The sequence below is a fragment of the Arthrobacter sp. NPDC057013 genome (assembly GCF_042674585.1).
Classification (GTDB): Bacteria; Actinomycetota; Actinomycetes; order Actinomycetales; family Micrococcaceae; genus Arthrobacter.
Window position 1 is genome coordinate 48,022 of record NZ_JBHUSE010000016.1, and the last position, 21,693, is coordinate 69,714.

At 67.4% G+C, this 21,693-nt stretch carries 16 protein-coding genes and 1 pseudogene; 3 read left to right on the forward strand and 14 right to left on the reverse strand.

The window, feature by feature from the left end; genetic code table 11:
* Positions 1 to 2: 2 nt before the first annotated feature.
* The 14 genes and pseudogenes from ACFTSA_RS17965 to ACFTSA_RS18030 all read right to left on the reverse strand — a co-directional run.
* Positions 3 to 126: pseudogene (locus ACFTSA_RS17965) on the reverse strand (3,4-dioxygenase subunit beta); the annotation flags it as partial.
* Positions 127 to 251: 125 nt separating this feature from the next.
* Complete coding sequence (locus ACFTSA_RS17970) at positions 252 to 950, reverse strand: response regulator (protein ID WP_377953052.1); 699 nt, start codon at positions 948 to 950, stop codon at positions 252 to 254.
* Positions 947 to 2,251 (reverse strand): sensor histidine kinase, encoded by a 1,305-nt coding sequence (locus ACFTSA_RS17975; RefSeq protein ID WP_377952991.1) that lies wholly within the window; start codon positions 2,249 to 2,251, stop codon positions 947 to 949. Before ACFTSA_RS17975 ends, ACFTSA_RS17970 begins: the two co-directional genes overlap by 4 nt.
* Before the next feature lie 18 nt (positions 2,252 to 2,269).
* Positions 2,270 to 3,142 carry an ABC transporter permease gene (locus tag ACFTSA_RS17980; RefSeq protein ID WP_377952992.1) on the reverse strand — a complete coding sequence of 291 codons (873 nt, stop codon included), beginning with the start codon at positions 3,140 to 3,142 and terminating at the stop codon, positions 2,270 to 2,272.
* Positions 3,143 to 3,146: 4 nt separating this feature from the next.
* Positions 3,147 to 4,091 carry an ABC transporter ATP-binding protein gene (locus tag ACFTSA_RS17985; protein ID WP_377952994.1) on the reverse strand — a complete coding sequence of 315 codons (945 nt, stop codon included), beginning with the start codon at positions 4,089 to 4,091 and terminating at the stop codon, positions 3,147 to 3,149.
* 177 nt (positions 4,092 to 4,268) lie between these two features.
* Positions 4,269 to 5,771, reverse strand: a complete 1,503-nt coding sequence (locus ACFTSA_RS17990; protein ID WP_377952996.1) for a bifunctional phosphatase PAP2/diacylglycerol kinase family protein — start codon at positions 5,769 to 5,771, stop codon at positions 4,269 to 4,271.
* 64 nt (positions 5,772 to 5,835) lie between these two features.
* On the reverse strand, positions 5,836 to 7,035 hold the full coding sequence (locus tag ACFTSA_RS17995) for an MFS transporter (protein ID WP_377952997.1): 1,200 nt from the start codon (positions 7,033 to 7,035) through the stop codon (positions 5,836 to 5,838).
* Between the two features lie 119 nt (positions 7,036 to 7,154).
* Positions 7,155 to 8,837, reverse strand: coding sequence for an ABC-F family ATP-binding cassette domain-containing protein (locus ACFTSA_RS18000; protein WP_377952999.1), 1,683 nt, complete (start codon positions 8,835 to 8,837; stop codon positions 7,155 to 7,157).
* A gap of 120 nt (positions 8,838 to 8,957) precedes the next feature.
* A complete protein-coding gene (locus ACFTSA_RS18005) occupies positions 8,958 to 10,946 on the reverse strand; it encodes a penicillin-binding transpeptidase domain-containing protein (protein WP_377953000.1) in 1,989 nt (662 codons plus the stop codon).
* Positions 10,947 to 11,022: 76 nt separating this feature from the next.
* On the reverse strand, positions 11,023 to 12,462 hold the full coding sequence (locus ACFTSA_RS18010) for a phytoene desaturase family protein (RefSeq protein ID WP_377953001.1): 1,440 nt from the start codon (positions 12,460 to 12,462) through the stop codon (positions 11,023 to 11,025).
* On the reverse strand, positions 12,455 to 13,924 hold the full coding sequence (locus ACFTSA_RS18015) for a glycosyltransferase family 87 protein (protein WP_377953002.1): 1,470 nt from the start codon (positions 13,922 to 13,924) through the stop codon (positions 12,455 to 12,457). The genes ACFTSA_RS18010 and ACFTSA_RS18015 overlap by 8 nt, the downstream gene beginning before the upstream one ends.
* 52 nt (positions 13,925 to 13,976) lie before the next feature.
* On the reverse strand, positions 13,977 to 14,117 hold the full coding sequence (locus ACFTSA_RS18020) for a hypothetical protein (RefSeq protein ID WP_377953003.1): 141 nt from the start codon (positions 14,115 to 14,117) through the stop codon (positions 13,977 to 13,979).
* A gap of 602 nt (positions 14,118 to 14,719) precedes the next feature.
* Positions 14,720 to 15,301, reverse strand: a complete 582-nt coding sequence (locus ACFTSA_RS18025; protein WP_331575249.1) for a histidine phosphatase family protein — start codon at positions 15,299 to 15,301, stop codon at positions 14,720 to 14,722.
* A complete protein-coding gene (locus ACFTSA_RS18030; RefSeq protein WP_377953005.1) occupies positions 15,298 to 16,809 on the reverse strand; it encodes a CCA tRNA nucleotidyltransferase in 1,512 nt (503 codons plus the stop codon). The genes ACFTSA_RS18025 and ACFTSA_RS18030 overlap by 4 nt, the downstream gene beginning before the upstream one ends.
* Before the next feature lie 195 nt (positions 16,810 to 17,004).
* Between ACFTSA_RS18030 and ACFTSA_RS18035 the strand changes: the two genes are divergently transcribed.
* The 3 genes from ACFTSA_RS18035 (at position 17,005) to ACFTSA_RS18045 (ending at position 21,634) form a co-directional block, all read left to right on the forward strand.
* Positions 17,005 to 17,505 carry an NUDIX hydrolase gene (locus ACFTSA_RS18035; protein WP_076799448.1) on the forward strand — a complete coding sequence of 167 codons (501 nt, stop codon included), beginning with the start codon at positions 17,005 to 17,007 and terminating at the stop codon, positions 17,503 to 17,505.
* Between the two features lie 72 nt (positions 17,506 to 17,577).
* A complete protein-coding gene (murJ, locus tag ACFTSA_RS18040; RefSeq protein ID WP_377953006.1) occupies positions 17,578 to 19,689 on the forward strand; it encodes a murein biosynthesis integral membrane protein MurJ in 2,112 nt (703 codons plus the stop codon).
* Positions 19,690 to 19,861: 172 nt separating this feature from the next.
* Positions 19,862 to 21,634, forward strand: coding sequence for an ABC transporter substrate-binding protein (locus tag ACFTSA_RS18045; RefSeq protein WP_377953007.1), 1,773 nt, complete (start codon positions 19,862 to 19,864; stop codon positions 21,632 to 21,634).
* The last annotated feature ends 59 nt before the right edge of the window (positions 21,635 to 21,693 follow it).

Genomic DNA, 21,693 nt, shown 5'->3' on the forward strand with positions numbered 1-21,693 from the left:
GGCACGCCGGAGGCTTGCAGCACGTTCGGTCCGTTGGAGCCGTCGCCGGGGTACGGCCCGGCAGTCTCCTGCGGAATCTCGGACCCCGCACTCGGCGATCGCCCGGATCATGGTTGGGGTGCGGCTCGAGCCGCGGCTGACTCCCGGGCGTGTGGGGTGTGGTTGGCATGGCACCATCCAACGCCAGAGGGCTATGGCCCGCATAGCGCCTTCCTGTGCGCAGGCTGTGGAGCCTGTTTCAGCCAGCCGCCTCAGTAGTCCGGGTTGCTCGGGGTCACCAGGCCGGTCTCATAGGCGTAGACCACGGCCTGAACGCGGTCACGGAGATGCAGCTTGGTCAGAATCCGCCGTACGTGTGTCTTCACCGTGGCTTCCGACAGGAAATAGCGGTGCGCGATCTCCGCATTGGACAGCCCCTCCGACATCGCCTCCAGCATCTCGGTTTCCCGGGGTGTCAGGTCGTCCAGCAGCGGGTCGCGGGGAGCAGGCGCGGGCGGGGCGGCCTCGGGACCGGCGCCGCGGACGTACGTCTCAAGAAGCCGCTGGGTGACGCGAGGCGCCACCACGGCGTCCCCGCTGGCCACCACCCGCACGGCCTGAACCAGTTCGGCGGGTGCCACATCCTTCAGCAGAAACGCCGAGGCACCGGCCTGGAGCCCGGCGAACGCGTACTCGTCCAGATCGAAGGTGGTCAGGATGATGATCCTGGCCCGCGCGCCAGAACTGGTGATGGCACGGGTGGCCTCGATCCCGTCGAGCGTGGGCATCCGGACATCCATGAGCACCACGTCGGGATCGAGCCGGCCCACCTGGCGGACGGCGTCGGCCCCGTCGGAGGCCTCGCCCACCACCTCGAGGCCGTCCTCACCCTCAAGGATGAGCCGGAAACCCATCCGCAGCAGCGGCTGGTCATCCGCCAGCAGGACCCGGAGATGCCCGGACTCGTTCATTCGTTCCCCCATTTGTTGCCGTCCTGCGTCCTGCCGTTCAGTATCAGGACCGCCCGCACACGCCAGCCACCGCCGGCTGCCTGCCCGGCCTCCACCGTACCGCCGTAGATTCCGGCCCGTTCCTTCATCCCGGCCAGGCCCTGTCCTGTTCCGGTGGAGGTGACGGCGTCAACGGTGCCCCGGCCGTCGTCGAGCACGTCAATGGTGACCGTGGAATCCTCGCGCGCCACCAGCACGTCCACCCGGCTCAGCGCCCGGCCGTAGCGCAGCACATTGGTCAGTGATTCCTGCACGATCCGGTAAACCGTCAGTTGGAGCGCCACGTCCTCCGGCAGCGCCGGGCCCGTGTGGGAGTAGTGGACCGGAAGACCTGCGGTCCGGAAGCCGTCCAGCAGCTTCCCGAGGCTGGCGCCGCCCGCGAGCGGTTCACGGGGCGCCTGGCCGGCGGGCGCGTCATCCCGCAGTACGCCGAGCACCCGGCGCATGTCGGCCAGGGCGGCACGGCCGGTCCGGGACAGTTCAGCGAGGACCTCCGCGGCGCGTTCCGGATCCCGGCGGGCCACGACGGCGGCCCCGTCGGACAGGGCGACCATGACGGTCAGCGAATGGGCCACTACGTCGTGCATTTCCCGGGCGATCCTGTTGCGTTCGTTAACCGAACCCAGACGGGCGGACTGGGCCGCCCACGCCGCGATTTCCTGCTCGTGCTCGCGCCGCTGGCGGACCGAAATACCGATTCCGGTGGCGATGATGTTGGAAAACGCGATACTGGTGCCGGCCGCAATGCTGGTCACCAGGTGGAACTCCTCGGGCGAGACGGGCCGATTCGGCAGTTCCCGCTCGAGCGGCCCCACGGCGGACAGGAAGTACAGCAATGCCAGCGGCGCGGTGGCCAGGGCCATGGTGACCAGGGCAAAGCGGCGGGTGTGGACCACGGCAACCGCGTAAAGCGAGAACCACAGCCCTGCTGAAACGTTGGATCCCCATGGATGCAGCAGGGTCACGCCAACCTCGGCGGCCGCAATGAAGACCACCACGGTCACCGGGTGCTGTCGCCGCAGGGACAGGGACAGCGCCACGGCCACGAGCAGCCCGACAGCAGCCCACCGTCCCGCATTCACGGCGTCGATCACGGTGGGCACCACCAGCACCCCGTAGCAGGCGACCACTACGGCATCCATCACCTTCGGACGACGGTACAGGTAGCGCCGGAGCAGCCCGCGGCGCCGGGCAGCGAGCTCGGCGAAGGACGCGTCAGCCGCGGGGGCTGGCGCGTCCTTTCCGGGAACAATGTCAATCATGGGCAGGGCCTGGTGCGGCTACACGTCCCGTTTCTTCAGCAGGATCATGGCCAGGACCACCGGCGCCACCACCCAGGCGCCCAGCACCAGGGCCGCCTGCCACGCTTCCAGCGTGTCCGGGACGTGCTTCACGGCGGTCATCGGGATGACCGTGTTGCCGGGGAGGTACTTGCGGGCCTCCTCGAAGAAGTCGCCGGGGATGAGCTGGAACGCGATCGGTGCCACGAAGAACAGGCCCACGAGGGCCATGATGCCGCCGGCCGAATTGCGGAGCAGCGTGCCGAGTGCCATGCCGATTGCGGCAACCGCAGCCACGTAGGCGCTGGTGACGAGCAGCAGCTTGACGGACTGCGAGCTGGCGAGGTCGAGTTTGAGGCCGAAGTTGTCCAGGATCGGCACCGCCGCGAGGCCGGCGATGTAGGTGGACACCGCCGTCAGGATAAAGGCGCTGAGGATGACCACCACGAGCTTGGCGACGAACGCCGGCAGCCTCTTGGGCACGGCGGCGAAGGTGGAGCGGGCCATGCCGGTGGTGAACTCCGAGCTCATGAGCAGGACGCCCAGTGAGCCCAGGATCAGCTGCGCAAAGGATACGCCGGAGGTGGGGACGGTGACGGCGAGGTCGCCGCCCTGCGCCGCGATGGCTGCAGCCGTCTCGGGGTCGGAAGCGGCCCGGTCTGCGAACTGGCCTGTTCCCCAGGCGGACAGGGCACCGAAGCCAACCATGACGACGGCCGTGGAAGCGAGCAGGATCATCGTGGACAGGAGCGTGCGGAACTTGATGAATTCCGAGTTCAGGACACGGAAGAAGGTTGGTCCGGGACCGGGGCTTGCCGCGTTGCGGATGACGGCGCGGCCGGGGCCGGGCTGGATGGAAGTCGATGTGCTCATGGCGTCAGTTGCCTCCGGACTGGGCGGGAACCGGGGCTCCCGTGGTGATCAGCGAGTGGTATTCGACCTCGTCCTTGGTCAGCTCCATGTAGGCCTCTTCGAGGCTCGCCTGGAGCGGGGTGAGTTCGTAGATCAGGACCTGGTTGTCCAGGGCGCATCGGGCGATCTGGCGGGCATCCAGCCCGGTGACCTCGAGGAGTTCGTGGTCCTGCAGCTCCACCGACACTCCTGTTCCGGCAAGGACGTGCATGAGACGGTCGGGCTGGTCGGAGCGCACCCGGGTCCGGCTCTGGCCCTTGCCTGTGATGATGTCCTTGATGGGTGCGTCGGCGATGATCTTGCCGCGGCCGATCACGATGAGGTGGTCGGCGGTCAGGGCCATCTCGCTCATGAGGTGGCTGGACAGGAACACCGTGCGCCCCTCGGAGGCCAGGTACTTCACGAGGTTCCGCACCCAGACCACGCCCTCGGGATCAAGGCCGTTGACGGGTTCGTCCAAGATGATGGTCTGCGGATCGCCGAGGAGTGCGGCGGCGATGCCCAGCCGCTGGCCCATGCCCAGGGAGAAGCCCTTGACCTTCTTCCGGGCCACGTCCCCGAGGCCTGTCATATCGATGACCTCGTGCACCCGCTTCCGCGGGATGCTGTGCGTGGCGGCCATGGCCAGCAGGTGGTTGTACGCGGAGCGGCTCGTGTGGACAGCCTTCGCGTCCAGCAGCGCCCCGATTTCGCGCAGCGGTGCCGTGTGCCGGGCGAACGGCACGCCGTTGACGGTGACCGTTCCCGCCGTCGGGGTGTCCAGGCCCATGATCATGCGCATGGTGGTCGACTTGCCGGCCCCGTTGGGTCCCAGGAAGCCGGTGACCTGGCCGGCTTGGACGGTGAAACTGACGCCGCCGACGGCGGTTTTGTCGCCGTAGACCTTCGTCAGGCCTTCTGCCTCAATCATGGACGCTTTCCTTTGCATAGCTGCGGGCGTGCTGTCTGGTGTGCACGTCCCACGCTACCGACGCCGCCTGCCGAATTCGCCGGTCTCAGGGATGATTCAGGGGTGAATCAGGGTTCCGGTTGTCATCCGGTGGGATGAGCAGCCCAGCCCCGCCGATGCAGCGTCACCGGCACAGCGTCAGCTGCCTTCCGCCGGCGAGTAATAGCGCAGGGCGGCACGCTTCAGCGTGAATTCGGCGGCACGGACGCCGGGCATGGTTTCGCCGTCCACGGCGAGCACCATGGGTGCCGTGCCGCATTCGACGCGGACGCGGGTGGCCTCGCTGAGGTGGGTGATCCTGGACGTCGCCACCGTGCCGGTCAGCACAGACCAGAGCATCCGCAGCCGGGCGAAGGACTCGTCGGCCGTCATCATCCTGACGTCCAGCACGCCGTCGTCCAGGACGGGCCGGAAGAGCGGGGCGTGGTCCCGCGGGTAGTAGCGGCCGCGGCCCAGGTACATGATCCACAGCCTGTGCCGGACGCCGTTGACGATCAGCGTGATCGGCTTCTCCACAGCGAAGGTCCGGAACATTGCGACGACGCCGGCGAGGGGCTTCCCCAGGGCGGGCTGCAGGTGTTCGCGGCGCCGCACCAGGTTGGGGTACAGTCCGATGCTGGCGGTGTTGAGCATGATGAGCTCTACCTGCTCGGGATCGTCCGCGAGGCCCCGTTCCACAGCCACGGCACCCACATCCGCCAGTGCGGCTTCACCGTTTTCTGCTGCGGCCACCGCTTCCACCAGGGAGGGCGTTCCGGCATCCCGGGCGAAGTGGTTGAGGGTGCCGCCGGCCAGGACCAGCAAGGGAAGATCATGTTCGACGGCGGCCGCCGCCGCAGTGCCTACCGTGCCGTCCCCGCCCCACACGCCCAAAGCAACGATGCCCGGCACGGTGGCTGCCTCCGCCATTCGGTGGGCAACATCGTCCTCAGGCGCCATCAGCGTTATATGAGCGAGGGGGAATACTTCTTTCAGAGCTGCCGCGGTTTCCTCCGTGAAGGATCCGCCCAGCGTGTTCACCGCGATGCTTAGGCCCTCGCCCCGCGGAAGTTTGGGCGCCTCCGCCCGCCGCCTCGAGGTGGCAGGCATCGGCGGCCGGACCGGCCACCATCTTCTCGTCACGAGGGCTGCCCCCGCCCCGATTGCCGAGCCGAACAGCACATCCGAGGGCCAGTGGGCACCTGTATGCACTCTGGAGTATGCAACGCCGGCGGCCACCGGGGCGACGGCTGCCCCGAGCAGCGGCTGTACCAGTCCGGTGCCGAGGGCGAACGCCACCGCGGAGGCCGAGTGGCCCGACGGCATGGACGAGCTGGTGGGCTGTGGATGGACGAAGCGGAACACCGGCAGATGCTCCGGCATCGGGCGGGCGCGGGGCAGGAGGGTCTTGAAAACGAGGTTGGTCACGGCCGACGCCACACCCTGGGCCAGCAGCCCGTGGACGGCCGCGCGCCTGGTGCGTCCCGGGATGGCGGCAGCCACGGCCGCAACACCGAACCAGAGCTTTCCCTTGTTGGCCGAGGCCGAGAGCCGCCGGAAAAAGGTGTCATGGTGCCCGCCCGGAAAACCGGAGACGGCCCGCATCAGGGTGCGGTCCAGGGCGGCGACCCAGCCCGGTCCGCGGCGCAGCATTCGTCGCATTTCCCCACCCTACCGCCCGGTACGGGGGCGTGTTCCCGCTACGGCAGATTTCCGTCCCGGCGCGTCATTCCCTGGCGGGAAGCGGTTTGGCGGCGCCGGCGAGCAGCAGGGCGATCAGGATGGGCACACCGATGGCCAGCAGTGCCAAGCGGATCCCGGTCAGGTCACCCAGGTAACCGAGCAGTGGGGGACCGGCCAGGAAGGCCACATAGCCGATGGTGGAGACCACCGACACCCTGGCCGCCGCATGCCGCGGGTCGTCCGCCGCGGCCGACATTCCCATCGGAAACGCCAGTGCCGCCCCCACTCCCCACAGCGCTGCCCCGACGGCAGCCAGCCAGAGGTTTCCGGCGAAGACGAACAGCGCCAGGCCTACGGCAGCAGCCGCCATGCTTCCGCGGAGCACCGTCACCCTGCCGTACTTGTCGATGACGCCGCCGCCGAAGAACCGCATGGCCGTCATGGCCAGCACAAAGAGGGCAAAGAGCAGCGCGCCCGTTGACTCGGAGCTCCCCAGCCCGTCCACTGACGCCTTGGCGATCCAGTCGTTGCCGGCACCCTCGGTGAGCGTCGCGCCGAGCACCACCACGCCGATCAGCAGGGTGCGGCCGTCCCGCCAGGCCGAGGGTCCGCGGGCCGCCTTGGGTTCGCCGTCGGCGGCCCGTTCGGGCGCGGTGTGGGGGAGGAAGTACCGGGGGACCACGAACGTCAGCACGGCCACGGCCGCGGCGATGACCAACAGGTGCTGCGGCAGGCCAACGCCCAACCCCGACAGGCCCGCGCCGATCAGCGCACCGACGAAAGCGCCGCCGCTGAAGGCGGCATGGAACTTGGGCATCACCGTCTTCCGGAGCCGGTGCTCGACGTCGGCCCCTTCAACGTTCTGGGACACATCCCACAGCCCGACGCCCATGCCGAAAAAGAAGAGTGAAACGGCGGTGCCGGGAACCGACTCGGCGAGCAGCGACACGGAGATTCCCACACCCGCCAGCGCTGCCAGGAGGCCGCTGGCGCGGACGCTGTTGGCAGTGCCGATCCGCGTGATGACGTGGCCCGCGGTGGGGAGTGCGATCAGCGAACCGATGGCGGTGCATAGCAGCAGGGTTCCCATCTGTCCGGACGAGATCCCCAGGATCTCCGTGACAGCCGGGATGCGGGCAGCCCAGCTCGCAAAAACCAGGCCGTTGGCACCGAAGATGATGAACGTGGCCAAGGCGGCAGCCGACACCTGCCGGCCGGCAAGCTGCTGCTGGGTTGAGGTCATTCGACAACTCTAGCCAACCACCAGCGCTCTCTCACTTCCTGCGGCAAATCGGCCGACCCTCTCTCACCGGGTGAGAGAGCGTCGGCCGAAAACGTGCAGGGAGTGAGAGGGCGCCCCGGTCAGCGGGCGCGTTCCACCCGTTTCTCGTCCCAGACCGGATCGGCGGACTCGTACACCCTGCCGTCGGATCCGAAGACCAGGAAGCGGTCAAAGGTCCGGGCGAACCAGCGGTCGTGGGTGACGGCGAGGACCGTGCCCTCGAAGTGGTCGATGGCCCGCTCCAGGGCCTCGGCCGAGTGCAGGTCAAGGTTGTCCGTGGGCTCGTCCAGGAGCAGCAGCGTGGCGCCGGAGAGCTGGAGCAGCAGGATTTGGAACCGGGCCTGCTGGCCGCCGGACAGCGACTCGTACTTCTGCTCCGACTGGCCGGCCAGCCCGTAGCCGTCGAGTGCGCCGGCGGCGGCCTCGCGGCCGAGCCCGGAACGGTGTTCGTCGCCGCGGTGCAGGATCTCCAGCAGGGTCTTGCCGAGCAGGTCGGGCCGGACATGGGTCTGGGCAAAGAACCCGGGCCGGATGCGGGCGCCGAGTTTCACGGTGCCCTCGTGCGGCACTTCGGCGATTTCGACGTCGGACACCGGAAGGTGTTCCCGCTCCGGATCGGTGCCCCCGGTGGCGAGCAGCCGCAGGAAGTGAGACTTGCCGGAGCCGTTGGAGCCCAGCACGCCCACCCGGTCGCCGAACCAGATCTCCGTGGAGAAGGCCTTCATGAGGCCGGTCAGCTCCAGCTTTTCGGCCACGATGGCCCTCTTGGCGGTGCGGCCGCCCTTGAGCCGCATTTGGACGTTCTGCTCGATCGGCAGTGCCTCGGGCGGCCCGGCCTCGAGGAACTTCGCCAGCCGGGTCTGGGCAGCGTGGTACCGGTTGGCCATGTCCGAGCGGAAGGCGGCCTTGTTCTTGTACATGTTGACGAGTTCCTTGAGCTTGGCGTGCTCCTCTTCCCAGCGCTTGCGAAGCTCCTCGAAACGGGCATTGCGGTCCGCCCGGGCCTCCACGTAGGACCCGAAGCCGCCGCCATGGATCCAGGCGCCTGCGCCGTTGATGCCCGGTTCGAGCGTGACGATGCGGCCGGCGGCGTTGTTCAGCAGTTCCCGGTCGTGGCTGATGAAGAAGACAGTTTTCTTCGATTCGTTGAGCTTGTCCTCGAGCCAGCGCTTGCCGGGGACGTCGAGGTAGTTGTCCGGTTCGTCGAGGAGCAGCAGTTCATCGGGGCCTGCAAAAAGCGCCTCCAGAACCAGTCGCTTCTGCTCGCCGCCGGACAGCGTGGACGCGCGGCGGTGCTGGGCGCGGTCAAACGGCAGGCCCAGGGCGGCCATGCAGACCTCGTCCCAGACAGTTTCGACGTCGTACCCGCCGGCGTCTCCCCAGTCCACGAGTGCCTGGGCGTAGCGCATCTGGGTGGGCTCGTCGTCGTGCTCCATCATGGCCAGCTCGGCCTCGTCCACGGCGCGGGCGGCGTCCGCCAGCGCCGGGGGTGCGGCGGACACCAGGAGGTCGCGGACCGTGGAGTCGTCGCGGACCTGCCCCACGAACTGCCGCATGATGCCCATGTTTCCGGAGCGGCCAATGACGCCCTCGTCGGGGGTCAGGTCACCGGCGATGATGCGGAACAGGGTGGTTTTGCCCGTGCCGTTGGGTCCGATGAGCGCCGTCTTGGTACCGTCCGGAACCTTGAAGGTCACCCCGTTGAGCAGCTGGGTGCCGTCGGAGAGGAAGTAGTCGATGCCGGAAACGTCAATATGGGCCACCGGGCAATTCTCCCATGCCCCGCCCGCCGGAGTTTTTGTCCAGATATCGTGCCCAAAAGGGCCCTAAAGTCGCGACAAATGGACAAAAACTCCAGCGCGGGAGGGGTGGATGCGCCGGGGTCAGCCAGCGGCGGTCAGGAACTTCTTCAGGAGCGGGCCGGAGGTGGTGGCGCCCAGCCCGCCGTCCTCCACGAAGACGGCCACGGCCAGGTCCCCGTGCACGGCGATGATCCAGGCGTGGGTCTTGGGGGGCTTGGCGTTGCCGAACTCGGCGGTTCCGGTCTTGGCGCCCACGGGTTCGCCGGGGACGTCTGCCAGGAATCCGGCGTGGCCGGAGGTCACCACCGCACGCATCATGTCGGCAAGGGACGCGGCTTCCGCCTTGGTGATGGGGGTCTGGGCGGCCTTGTTGGGTGCTTCCGCTGTGACGGTCGACGACGGGGCGGAACCTTCCGCTGTCGGCGCCGGGCTTGCCGAGGCGGATGCGGAGGGAGCGCTCTCTTCCACCAGGACGGGGGAGACAGGTGCGCCCTTGGCCACCGATCCTGCCATTACGGCCGCTGCCAGCGGGGACATCAGCACCCTGCCCTGGCCGATCATGGCCGCCGCGTGTTCGGTGCCCTCGGCCTCGCCGGGAACGGAGCCCATGAAGGCCTCGGCGCCCAGCTTCGGGGCCTCCACGGCGACGCCGAGAGAGGTGGCGGCCGACTCCAGCTGGGCCTGGGTGACCTTGTCCCGGGCCGCAATGAAGGCGGTATTGCAGGAATGTGCGAAGGCCTCACGCAGGGTTACCGAGCCGAGGGAGTCGGTGGGGTAGCCCTCGGCGTTCTTGAATTTCCGTCCGTCGACGGTAAGCGTCGGCGTGCATTCGACGGTGGAATCGGGGGTGAATCCGTTGCGGATCATGGCGAGGGAGTCCACCACCTTGAAGGTGGATCCCGGCGCGTACTGGCCGAGCATGGCCGTGTTGTAGCCGTTGCTTCCGGGTCCCGACGCAGCGGCCAGCACTGCCCCTGTGGACGGCCGAAGCGCCACGATGGCGGACGCCGGCTTGATGTCGGACAGGGTATCCTCGGCAAGCTGCTGCAGTTTCGTGTCGAGGGTGGTCTGCAGCGGCGTGCCGGGAACGGGCTTCACTTCGAAGACGGTGCGCCGCGGGTCGGTGGGCGCAGCCTGGATTTCTTCCCGGGTCAGGTCCGCGCGCTGCACGCGGACAACGGTGCCGTCCGTGCCCCGGAGCTGGGCGTCGTACTGCTGCTGGAGTCCGCCCGTGCCGATGACGTCACCCGGGGTGAGGGTGCCGTTGGACTTTTCGATCTGTTCCGCGCTGGCTTCGCCCACCGTGCCAAGGACGGCCCGGGCGAAGTTCCGCGTCGGCGCCAGCGGCAGTTCGCCCGGGATGGCCCGGCCACCCGGGATGGCTTCAATCTCGGCGTCGGTCACGGCCCGGTCATTGGTGTTGCGCAGGGTGATTGCGGGAACGAACGCCTCAGCGCCGGACGCCTCCACCTGCTGCACATAGGCCGCGGGATCCACGCCCACGAGCTTAGCGAGCTTGGTGGCAGAATCTGCGGCATCGCCGCCGCCCAGCTGGGGCTTGTCGATGCCCACGTTGACCACCGGGCGCAGCGTCACGAGCTTCTGGTTGCCGGCACCGAGGATGTCCGCGCGCGGGGACGACTGGGTTGCCTTGCTGAGGATCTCCCCCTCGGCCAGGTTCGGGACCAGCAGCCCGGGCGACCAGACGGTCAGCCATTTGTCGCCGGATTTACGCAGGTCGGCCGAGACGGTGTACTTCCACTCGCCGGTGGAAATCTTCCAGCTGTAGTTGAGCGGTATCCGCGCGGTGTCGCCGTCGAGCGCCAGCTCTCCTGCTTCAACGGACGGCTTGGCCGGAGCCAGCGCCTTGAAGACCTGCTTGAGCTGGTCGTTGGCCACGGATGAGTCACGGCCGTCGAAGGCCACCGGGCGCAGGTCCATGCCCGCGACGGCCGAGGCCAGCTGCTTGGCCGCGGCTTCCGCGTTGCCGCGGCCGTCGTCGCACGCCACCAGTGATCCGCTTAGTATGAGACCGGCCAGGACAAGTGAAAGTTTTTGAGTGTTCCCCACCGCGTTATTATCCCCCGGCGGATGCGGGGCTCGAGCCACAACACGGCCACGCAACGAACGTGCCCCGCAGCGGCGGCTAAAGGCCAAGTGCCGGGACGTCCAGCCCAAATATGTCCTTAAGCGCATATTCAGCGGCGCGGAAGCCGGGCATGCCGGTGACACCGGGTCCGGGCGGCGTGGAGGATGAGCAGAGGTAAACCCCGCGCGCCGGAGTGCGCCACGGTACCCGCGAGACGACCGGCCGCTGGACCAGGCCCCGGGCATCCAAAAGGCCGGCGCTGAAGTCGCCACCCACGTAGTTTTCGTTATAGGCGGCCAGTTCTGCAGCCGTGGTGACCTTGTGCCGCAGCACCAGGTCACGGAACCCGGGCGCGAAGCGCTCCAGCTGATTCATGACGGCCTCGCCCATGTCCACCGTGGACCCTGCGGGAACATGGCAGTAGGTCCAAAGAATGTGCCTGCCCTGCGGCGCGCGGCCGGGATCGACCACGGACGGCTGTGACACCAGGACGTAGGGCCGCGCCGGGTGCCTGCCCTGGGACACGGCGTTCTCCGCCGCCGCCATCTCCGCCCGGATGCCGCCCACGTGTACCGTTCCGGCCTGTGCCAGTCCGGCAGCGGTCCACGGCACGGGCCCGGACAGGATGAAGTCCACCTTGCAGGCGCCGTTGCCGAACCGGAAGGACTCCAGTGCGCGGCGGTAGGACGCGGGCAGGCGGCTGCCGGCAATGCGGGACAGGGCGGGAGGAGCCACGTCCAGAAGGACTGCCTTCGCCGGTTCGAGTTCCGCCAGGGAGGTGACCCGGAACCCTGTCTGCAGCTCGCCGCCGTGGGCTTCAACGTCCTTGGCCATGGCCTCGGCGATTGCCGACGATCCGCCGACTGGAATCGGCCAGCCCCCGCTGTGCGCCAGCGCGTTGAGCAGCAGGCCGGCGCCCGCCCCGGACAGGGACGGGAGGCGCCCCACCACATGGGCTGCCACACCGCTGACGAGGGCGGGTGCCCGGTCCTGCCGGAAGCGCAGGTTCCAAAGAGGTGATCCCTGCTCCAGGGTCCGCAGCCCCAGAACGGCGGCAGCCAGCGGGTCACCGGGAACGCGCAACAACTGATCGGAGGTGGTTTGCACAATGCCGTCGATGTGCCGCACCAGCGGAGCGATGAGCCTGCGGTAGGCGCGGCCGTCCCGTCCCAGCTCATCGGCGGTCCGGTCGAGCGACCGGTACGCCAGCGCGGACCGGCCACCATCCAGCGGGGAGGCGAACTGCACTGGCGGCAGCTTTAGATCCACCCGCCGTGCCAGTTCGAACGCACGGAAAAAGGGCGAGGCCAGCGCCATCGGGTGCACGGCCGAGCAGACGTCGTGCCAGTGCCCCTCCTCGATGACCTGGGACGTCCGAGATCCTCCGCCGAGCTGGTCCGAGGCCTCGTACACGCGCACCTTGAGGCCCGCCCGCGCCATGACTACGGCGGCGGCGAGTCCGTTGGGTCCTGAACCAACGACGGCGACGTCAGACATCGCGGGCAACCGTTCGCCACGGGACCAGGGAGGCAGAGGGATGGAGCAGATCGATCCGCAGCCAGTCCGGGGCATTGTCGAAGGGACCGCCGTGGGGGTCGTCCATCGCGTGCCGCCGGATGGGATCGTAGCGGGGGTCCCAGATGTCCCAGGCGACCCGCAGCATGAGATATGCAGTCGCAAGCATGTGGGCGGCGACGGCCAGGACGTAATAGGGCATGTCGATGTTGTGCTGTGAGACGCCACCGCTGGTCACTTGGCCAAGATACATCCAGATGGCCGCCCAGTGCAGCCCCTCGATGCCCTGCCAGATCAGGAAGTCACGCCACTTCGGCCGGGCGAGGGCCAGTAGCGGCACGAGCCACAGGACAAACTGGGGCGAGTAGACCTTGTTGGTGAGGATGAAGGCCGCGACGATCAGGAAGGTCAGCTGTGCAATGCGCGGCCGCTGCGGGGCGGTCAGGGCCAGGACCGCGATGAGGACACAGGCAACCAGGAACACATTCAGGGCGAGCGTGTTGATGGCCTCCGGGGTGAGGAGCGTCCAGTGCACCCGCCCGGCCACCAGGTTGTACGCGAACCAGGGTGAGCTGTAGCCAGCCGGGCGGTCCTGGGTGAACTCGAAGAAGTACCTCCAGCCGGCCGGGTCCCGCGCGGCAATGGGCAGATTAACGGCCAGCCAGGCTGCGGCGGCGGATGCTGCCGGCACCACGAAGGCACGGATCTTCCCCGTGCGCAGGGCCAGCAGGAAGATGGCGCCGAAGACCAGGACGGGGTACAGCTTGGTTGCCGTTCCCAGGCCGATCAGGACGCCGGCTAGGACCAGCCGCTCCCGGGACAGTAAGTACATGCCGAGGGCAAGCATGGCCACGGCCCACATGTCCCAGTTGATCACGCCGGCGAGGACGATGCCGGGCGCCAGGGCCACCATGGCCGCGTCCCAGGGCCGCCGCCGGTTCATCCGGTCCGTGGCCAGCACGGTGACGATCCAGACGGCGGCGACCAAGGTGGCGTTGACGTCGAAGTAGCCGAGGATCCGGGCGTCGGTGGCTCCCTCGCCGGGAACCAGGCGGGCCGTGATGCCGGCAATCAGGCCCATCAGGACCGGATACTCGAAGAGGGCACCGGGGGTGAAAAACGGAAATGCGCCGTCGCCCAGGCCCCGGTTGCGGAACAGCTCGGGGAAGTCTGAATAGCAGGTCGCGTAGAACTGCGACGGCGTCTCCCAGCCGTTCACCCGACAGTAGTCCTTGACCGCGATGGCAGTGAGGGCGGCGAGCACGGTCAGGATGATCAGCACGCGTTCCACCGTGAAGAAACCGGGCGCGACCACTCCCGGGGCAGACCGCTGGCCCAGGGGCCCGCCGATAAGCTCTGTAAAGTTCCGCAGGAAGCGGTCGCTGCGGCTCGGCACCACCAGGCGGGCGAGCTTTCGATCGGGCGGCGGCTGTGTCTCCTGCATGGTCTCGAGCTTACCGGTGGGTCGCTGGCCGTCGTGTTGCAGGCCTACGGTTTCAGCGCAGGCTGACCATCTGCTCGTGCATAAGCGTGTAGACGTCCTCCCGTTTCCGGTCCAGCAGGTGGCCGTCGAACTCTTGCTGCTGGACCAAGGCCGAACCGAGGCCGGCAAGGATCTCCTGGAGTTTGCGCAGCATAATTTCACCTCCTTTCAGGAAATGACGAAAGATTCCGGGCATGGCAATTAGAGCCATTCAGGCATGCGAAGAAATGGTCCTAAAAGGGCAGAGAAATGCCCGGTTAGGGAAATGGGATCCGCAAAAGCGGCAAGGGCCCACGAAACGGCAGCGCGGCAATTCCCAACGGGAAGCAGGGTTCCGAATTATGGGTGCTGCGCAACCGCGTGGTTCCGCTACATCAGACCGCCAGGGTCAGGGGTTCTGAGAGACCGGCAGAATCCGCCGATGTCCTGCCTGCTCTTCCGCGTGAGCGCGGCTGAGCGGAGGGGCGGCCAGAATAAAGCCGGGAGTCAGAACTAGGCTCGGGCGAGTCCGTGAAGAGGGCGCGGGTGAGCAACGAAGGCCGGAAACGCGGTAATGGTCATCTTCCATCCGCTAGTCAAAGTAATCATTTTCCCAACCTCCTTTTCTGCTCTGCCGCTGTTCCGACTGACTGGCCGGACAGAGTGCGCCATGACCCCGGCAGATCGCTCTGGGGTCAGGAATAAAAGTACACCAGGAATGCTGGGGTTGACTACTTATTTTCCAAAAAACCGAAAAACAAATCAAGAAAGGCGCTTTTACAGGCCCCAGCGAAGAATCACAGGAGTCCTTTTGTCCCACCCGAGTGTGCAGACTTTGGCCGTTCCGAGAAGGAAATGCCGGCCCTCCGCCGGATCGAGTTCGAGCCAGCGGGCGGTGAGGATGCGGGAAAAGTGGCCGTGGGCCACGACCAGGACGTTGTCCAGCCCGGACTCGAGGACCCGCGCAATGATCTTGTCTGCCCGCGCTGCGACATCCTCCAGCTTTTCGCCGTTGGGAACCCCGTGCGTCCAGATGAGGTAGTCGGGGTTGTCCTTGCGGATCAGGTCGGAGCTGATGCCTTCGTAGTCACCGTAATCCCATTCGACGGCCAGCGGTTCGTGGACGGCGTCGGGGAAACCGGCGAGTTCGGCAGTGCGCCGGGCACGGCGCAGCGGGGAGGTCAGGACCAGGTCGAAGTCGACGGTGTCCAGGATCCTGCGCGCCTCGACTGCCTGTTGCTCGCCCTCCACCGTCAGGGGCAGGTCCGTCAGTCCGGTGTACTGGCCGCTCTTGGACCATTCGGTTTCGCCGTGCCGCAGGATCCAGAGCTGGGGGCGGGCGATGTTGGCGGCGTTCACTTGGACTCCTCGGTTAGGGAAGATTCGACGTCGGCGGGAGAAGCAGGAGACACAGAAGCAGAAGGAGCGGCTGATTCAGGCTGCTCAACCCACCAGGCAAGCAGCCGGGACTTGGCGTCGGCGGGATCGAGAGGGCCGTTTTCCATTCGTTCCTCCAAAAGGAACTTGTACGCCCTGCCCACGACGGGCCCAGGCTTGAGGTCAAGCAGGGCCATGATCTCGGCGCCGTTGAGGTCCGGCCGGACCGCGTCCAGGGACTCCTGCTCCCGGAGCGTGGCAATCCGGGATTCCAGGTCGTCGTAGGCGAAGGACAGCCGGTCAGCCTTGCGCTGGTTTCGGGTGGTGACGTCCGAACGGGTCAGCCGGTGCAGGCGCTCCAGCAGGGGACCGGCGTCGGTGACGTAGCGGCGCACTGCGGAATCGGTCCAGCCGGCGTCCCCGTAGCCGTAGAAGCGCATGTGCAGTTCCACGAGGCGGGCCACCGCCTTGGTGGTGTCGTTGTCGAAGCGCAGCTTCTTCATCCGCTTCGTCGTCAGCTTCGCCCCCACCATGTCGTGGTGGCGGAAGCTGACCGCACCGCCCGGTTCGAACCGGCGCGTGGCCGGTTTCCCGACGTCGTGCATCAGTGCCGCAAACCGGAGGACAAAATCGGGGCCGGGGAGGGCGCCGTCGGAATCCGTCTCCAAAGCTGCCGCCTGTTCCAGGACCTGGAGCGAGTGCTGGTAGACGTCTTTGTGCCGGTGGTGCTCGTCCGATTCCAGCCGGAGTGCGGACACCTCGGGCAGAACGAACTCGGCGAGGCCGGTGTCCACGAGCAGGTCGGTGCCCACGCGGGGGTGCTGCCCGCAGATGAGCTTGACCAGCTCATCCCGGACGCGTTCGGCAGAGATGATGCTGATGCGTTCGGCCATCCGGGTCATGGCAGTGCGGACGTCCTCCCGAACCGTTACGCCCAGCTGGGACGCGAACCGGGCGGCCCGCATCATCCGCAGCGGATCGTCGGAGAAGGATGCCTCGGGAGCGCCCGGGGTGGCCAGCACGGAGGCGTGCAGGTCGCGGACTCCGCCGAAGGGATCCACAAGCTCCATCGACGGGAGCCGCAGGGCCATGGCGTTGATGGTGAAGTCACGGCGCAGCAGGTCATCAGTGAGGGAGGAACCAAAGGCCACCACGGGTTTCCGGGACTCGGGGTCGTAGGCCTCGGCGCGGTAAGTGGTGATTTCAATCTGGAAGCCGGCCTTGCGCATGCCGATCGTTCCGAAGGCCCGGCCGATCTCCCAGAAGTTGTCCGCCCACTTCTTGATCAGCGCCACGGTCTGGTCCGGCGTCGCGTCCGTCGTGAAGTCGAGGTCGGGGGAGGTGCGGCCCAGGAAAAGGTCCCGGACCGGGCCGCCGACGAGCGACAGCTCATGACCGGCATCCACGAACCGCTGACCGAGCTCCAGGACCACCGGGTCCACCTGGAAGTCAACGGTGTGAAGATCAGTCTTTTGATGTGCGTGCGCCATAGTTACTTAAGCTTGTCAGAAAACCAAGCCCCACCGCACCAAATCCCTTCATTGTGCGACGGCGCCGGCGAAGCCCGTCACACGCAGTCCACCTGGAAGCCATGTCCCGGTCATCACGGCGGGGCAAGAGTCGTTAGAGTGGACTGCATGGCCCATCCAGTACCGAGCGCTCCCGGCAGGAGGACGAACCCACCGTTGCCGTCGGCAATCGGTGCGCACGTCGCGCCTGCACCGCACTCGGCCCCGGCCTCGCTCCCCACTGTGGAGGAGATCTCGGCCGGCGGCGTCGTGGTGGACACGTCCGACGACGAACTGAGGGTTGCGATTATTGCCCGCCTTAATAGGGGCGGACGGCTGGAGTGGTGCCTGCCCAAAGGCCACCCGGAGGGCCGGGAGAACAACGAGGAAGCCGCGGTCCGTGAGATTGCCGAGGAAACCGGCATCGACGGTGACATTCTGGCCCCGCTGGGCAGCATCGATTACTGGTTCACGGTCAGCGGGCACCGCGTGCACAAGACGGTGCACCACTACCTGTTGCGCGCCACCGGCGGCGAACTCACCATCGAAAACGATCCTGACAAGGAAGCGGTTGATGTTGCCTGGGTTCCCATCCACGAGCTTGCCCGCAAGCTTTCATTCCCCAATGAACGCCGCATCGCCGACCTGGCACGCGAAGTCCTTCCCGAGCACCTCTGACCGTCCGGCCATGCCTGCCGGATACCCCCTTGGGTGCCGCAATATCAGCACCCGGGTGAGACGATGAAGACGATGTCAGCAGTCAATCCGTCCTCCGACCAGCCCGCGCAGCCGGGCGAAACACCGCCCGGTGTGACGCCAGCCAGCGAGGCAGCCTCCAGTGCCGCGCAGCCGGGCGAGGCCCGTTCCAGCGCCATCATGGCCGCCGGGACGCTGGTGTCCCGCGTGCTGGGATTCGGCAAGACCTGGATGCTCGGCGCGGCGCTCGGCCTGGGCTCGACCGTCAATGACACCTTCATCAACGCCAACAACCTGCCCAACCTGATCTTCCTGCTCGTGGCCGGCGGCGTCTTCAATGCCGTGCTGGTGCCGCAGATCATCAAGGCCAGCAAAGCGCCGGACAGGGGAGCAGACTACATCAGCAGGCTGCTCACGCTGGCAGTCCTCGTCCTGCTGTCCCTGACCCTGCTGGTCACTCTGCTTGCGCCCGCCGTCATCGAGCTCACCACGCAGGGCTACTCGCCCCAACAAAAGGCCCTGGCCGTTACCTTCGCCTTCTGGTGCCTGCCGCAGATCTTCTTTTACGGCCTGTACGCGCTGCTGACCCAGGTCCTCAACGCCAACGGTGCTTTCGGCCCGGCCATGTGGGCGCCCATCCTGAACAATGTCGTGGCCATTGCCGGCCTCGGCATGTTCATCTGGATCTTCGGTGCCAATAATGTCAACCGGCACTCGCTGGATAACTGGGGGGCGTCCCAGACGTTCTTCGTCGCCGGGTTCTCCACCATCGGCGTTCTCTCCCAGACGGCCATCCTCCTGGTTCCGGTATTCAGGCTGAAGCTCGGGTTGCGCCCGCGCTTTGGCTGGCGCGGGGTGGGGTTGGGGCACGCCGCACGACTGAGCGTGTGGACGCTCATGACGGCCGCCGTCGGGCAGCTCGCGTTCCTGTACGTCATGCGCATCGCCACCATCCCCGGCGCCGAACGGCTCCGGCTGCAGGAGGCCCGCGACCCCGCCGGTGACATGCTTCCGGGCAACGCGGTCCTGGAAGTGGCGAGCCAGCTGTACCTGCTGCCGCACTCGATCATCGCGCTCTCGCTGGCCACGGTGCTGTTCAACCGCATGACCCGTGCTTCGCAGGACGGCAACCGCGTGGCACTTCGGGATGCGTTGTCCCACGGCCTGCGGACCATGGCGGTGGCCACGGTGTTCGGCGCGTTGGCGCTGTTCGCCCTGGCCGGTCCGCTGGGCATGTTCTTCTCCGGCGGTACCCGTACGGACGGCGTCATGCTGGCGCAGACGCTAACCATCCTGGCGCTCAGCACCCCGTTCATGAGCGCCAACTTCATGATGTCCCGGGTCTTTTACGCCAACGAGGACGCGCGCACGCCGTTCTACATCCAGCTGGTGCTGGCCCTGGTGAATGTGGTGGCCGCGTTCTTCATCCAGTTCCTGCCGTTCGACCGGATCATTTTCGCCATCGCCGTCCTTTACACAGCGGGGAACATCCTCTCGGTGATCGTTTCGGCAGTCTTCCTGCGCCGGCTGCTGGGGCACCTGGACGGCCCGCGGATCATCAACTCGTACATCCGCATGGGCTACGCCGCACTCGGCTCGGCCGTTGCGGGCGCGGGGGCACTGTGGCTCATGGGCAGCTACAGCCCGGTCGGCTTTGCCTGGAGCAGCCGGCCCGCCGCCCTGGTGACCATCGTCGTCGTCGGCCCCGTCATGCTGGCCGTGTACCTGGTGCTGCTGAAGCTATTCCGGGTCACGGAACTGCGCGACCTGTTGCGGCCCCTGCTGGGACGCCTGGGCCGTGGTTCCGGCGCACCCGCGGCTGCCCCGTCTGCCCCCGCCAGCTCCGGGGCTTCGGCTGCCGGCGGTGGCGCCGGCATTCCATCCCGGCGTCGTCCGACGCCGGAGCGCGCCACGGTCTCTTCGGACACCGGCCTGATTCCCCGGATTTCCGGCGAGTTCGATTCCGCCTCCTTCCGTGCCGGGCCTGCGCCCCAGCCGGAACCGGAAGATTACGACGGCGCCACTTACCTTCCCGAGGAGGACGTCCCCGGAACGGCCCGCGGGAACGCCCTGCGTGGCGAGATCCCGCTTCCTGGCCGCCGGACCTACCAGGGGAACCCAGGCCAGAACCCGCATTTCCCGTCGCGGCGGCGGCGGAAAAAGTAGCCCTGGCAGGAGGCTGCCAGCCCCGTCTTCCGCGGCCGTTGCACAGCATCGGCTAGGATCGAGGGGAACAAGGGTAGTTGCAGACCAAGGGGTCCGCCGGTTCACCGGAGGCCTTCCCGGGCGATGCATCGCCAAGGCCAGAAGCAATTCCCGGACAGGCTAGGAGGAACACGTGTCCCACCCGATCGATGTCGGATCAGTACTTGGCGGCCGCTACAAGGTCACGGCCACAGTGCTGAGTTCGCATGACCAGGATCTGGTGCTGGACGGTGTGGACCAGGTGCTGAACCGTCCGGTCAGCATTCTCGTGGCCGGCCCGTACAACGCCGACCAGGTGGCGCAGAGCGCCCGCGAGGTGGCCACGGGGGAGCGCCCCGGGAACGTCCAGATCCTTGACCTTGGAGTCAGCGACGCAACGACGTACCTGATCACCAACCACACCTCCGCCGCGGACCTGCTGGACCTTGTGGTCGCGTCCAACCCGCCCTACGTGGAGCCGTTCTTCACCGACACCCTGGGCAGCGAGATCTTCGGCCAGGCGCGGTCCCACGAACCCGAGACCTACGACGAAGACGACGAGGTCGAAGCCGGGTACATCAATTACAACGGCGACCAGGAGTACAGCGGAAGCCAGTCCCGGCCAGGCGGGCAGTACCCTGCCACCGCGCCAAGCCCCGCCGCCAGCCGGTCCGGCCACGGGGCCTCAGCCCACGCGGCCACGGATTCCGGCAGCCCGGCGCCCGTGCAGGCACCCACGGCGCCGGTGCGGAAGGCTCCCGTTGTGCCGCCGCTCCCGCCCGCCCGCCCCGCCGCTGGTCCGGCCGCGGGTGCAGCTGCCGCCGGTGTGGCAGGTGGTGCCGGTGCGGCAGCCGGTGCTGCTGGTTCGCAGGGAAACAGGCAGGCCGTCCCTGAGACGACCGCACCGCAGCCGGTTCAGCCGGGTAGCGGCTACGAGCAGGACGCGGTAGAGGCAACCGTCCAGCACGACAACGTCGAGCAGGCACTGCTGCAGCGCAACACCAACCGCTCCGGAAACGACGCCCGCGGCGCCGCCGGCGCAGGTGCAGCGGCAGCCGGAGCTGCCGCAGCTTCCGGCGACGGCCACAACTCGTCGAAGGTGTCGCTGTGGTCCGAGAACGACTATGACTACGTTCCCGAAGACGACTACGACGACGACGAGGGCAGCAGTGCGCACGAGCCGGACCGCCGTGCAGGCAACTTCCCCGCCGTCGCCCGTACCGGCGCCGCTCCCGCTACGGGTTATTACGACGATGACGACGATGAGCCCCAGAAGGAACCGCGTTCCATGCGGTGGCTTGTCGGCGGCCTTCTCGCGGCCGTCCTGATCGTCGGACTCATCTTCGCCGTGACCAACCTGGGCAGCCTCTTCAAGAGCGCACCCCAGACGGAAGCGACCCCCGGAGCCAGCGCACCGCCGTCGGCCGCTGCCAAGCCGAGTACCGGAACGCCGACCAAGAGCACGGCTCCGGCGGCAGGGCCGCCGGCCATCGAGGGGATCACCCGCCAGGGCAGCTTTGATTTCGCTGCGACGTACGACGACGACCTCGGCAAGGCGTTCGACGGAAATGCAGCCAGCTACTGGTCAGACATGGAATTTGCCACCGAGGACTGGGGCGGCCTTGCTCCCGACGGAGTCCCGCTGGTGGTCAAGCTCAAGAGCCCTTCCCAGGTCTCCTCGATCACCCTGAACCAGTTGGGTGCCTCGGGCGGAAGCATCACGGTCTACACCAATGACCGCCCGTCGCTGGACGGTGCGAAGCAGGTGGGAACCAACAGCTTCACCTCGCCTGACCTCACCATGCCGCTGGCCGAACCGGTGACCGCCCAGTACGTCATCATCTCCATCAAGAACCTGCCCAAGCTCGCAGCCCCGAAGACCCGCTTTGGCTACGGCCTGCGGCTCGCGGAGATCAAGGTCCAGTAGGCGAACCTGCCATCCGGCAGCCACATTCCTTCCGGGCGTAACCGGCATGCCCTGAGGCT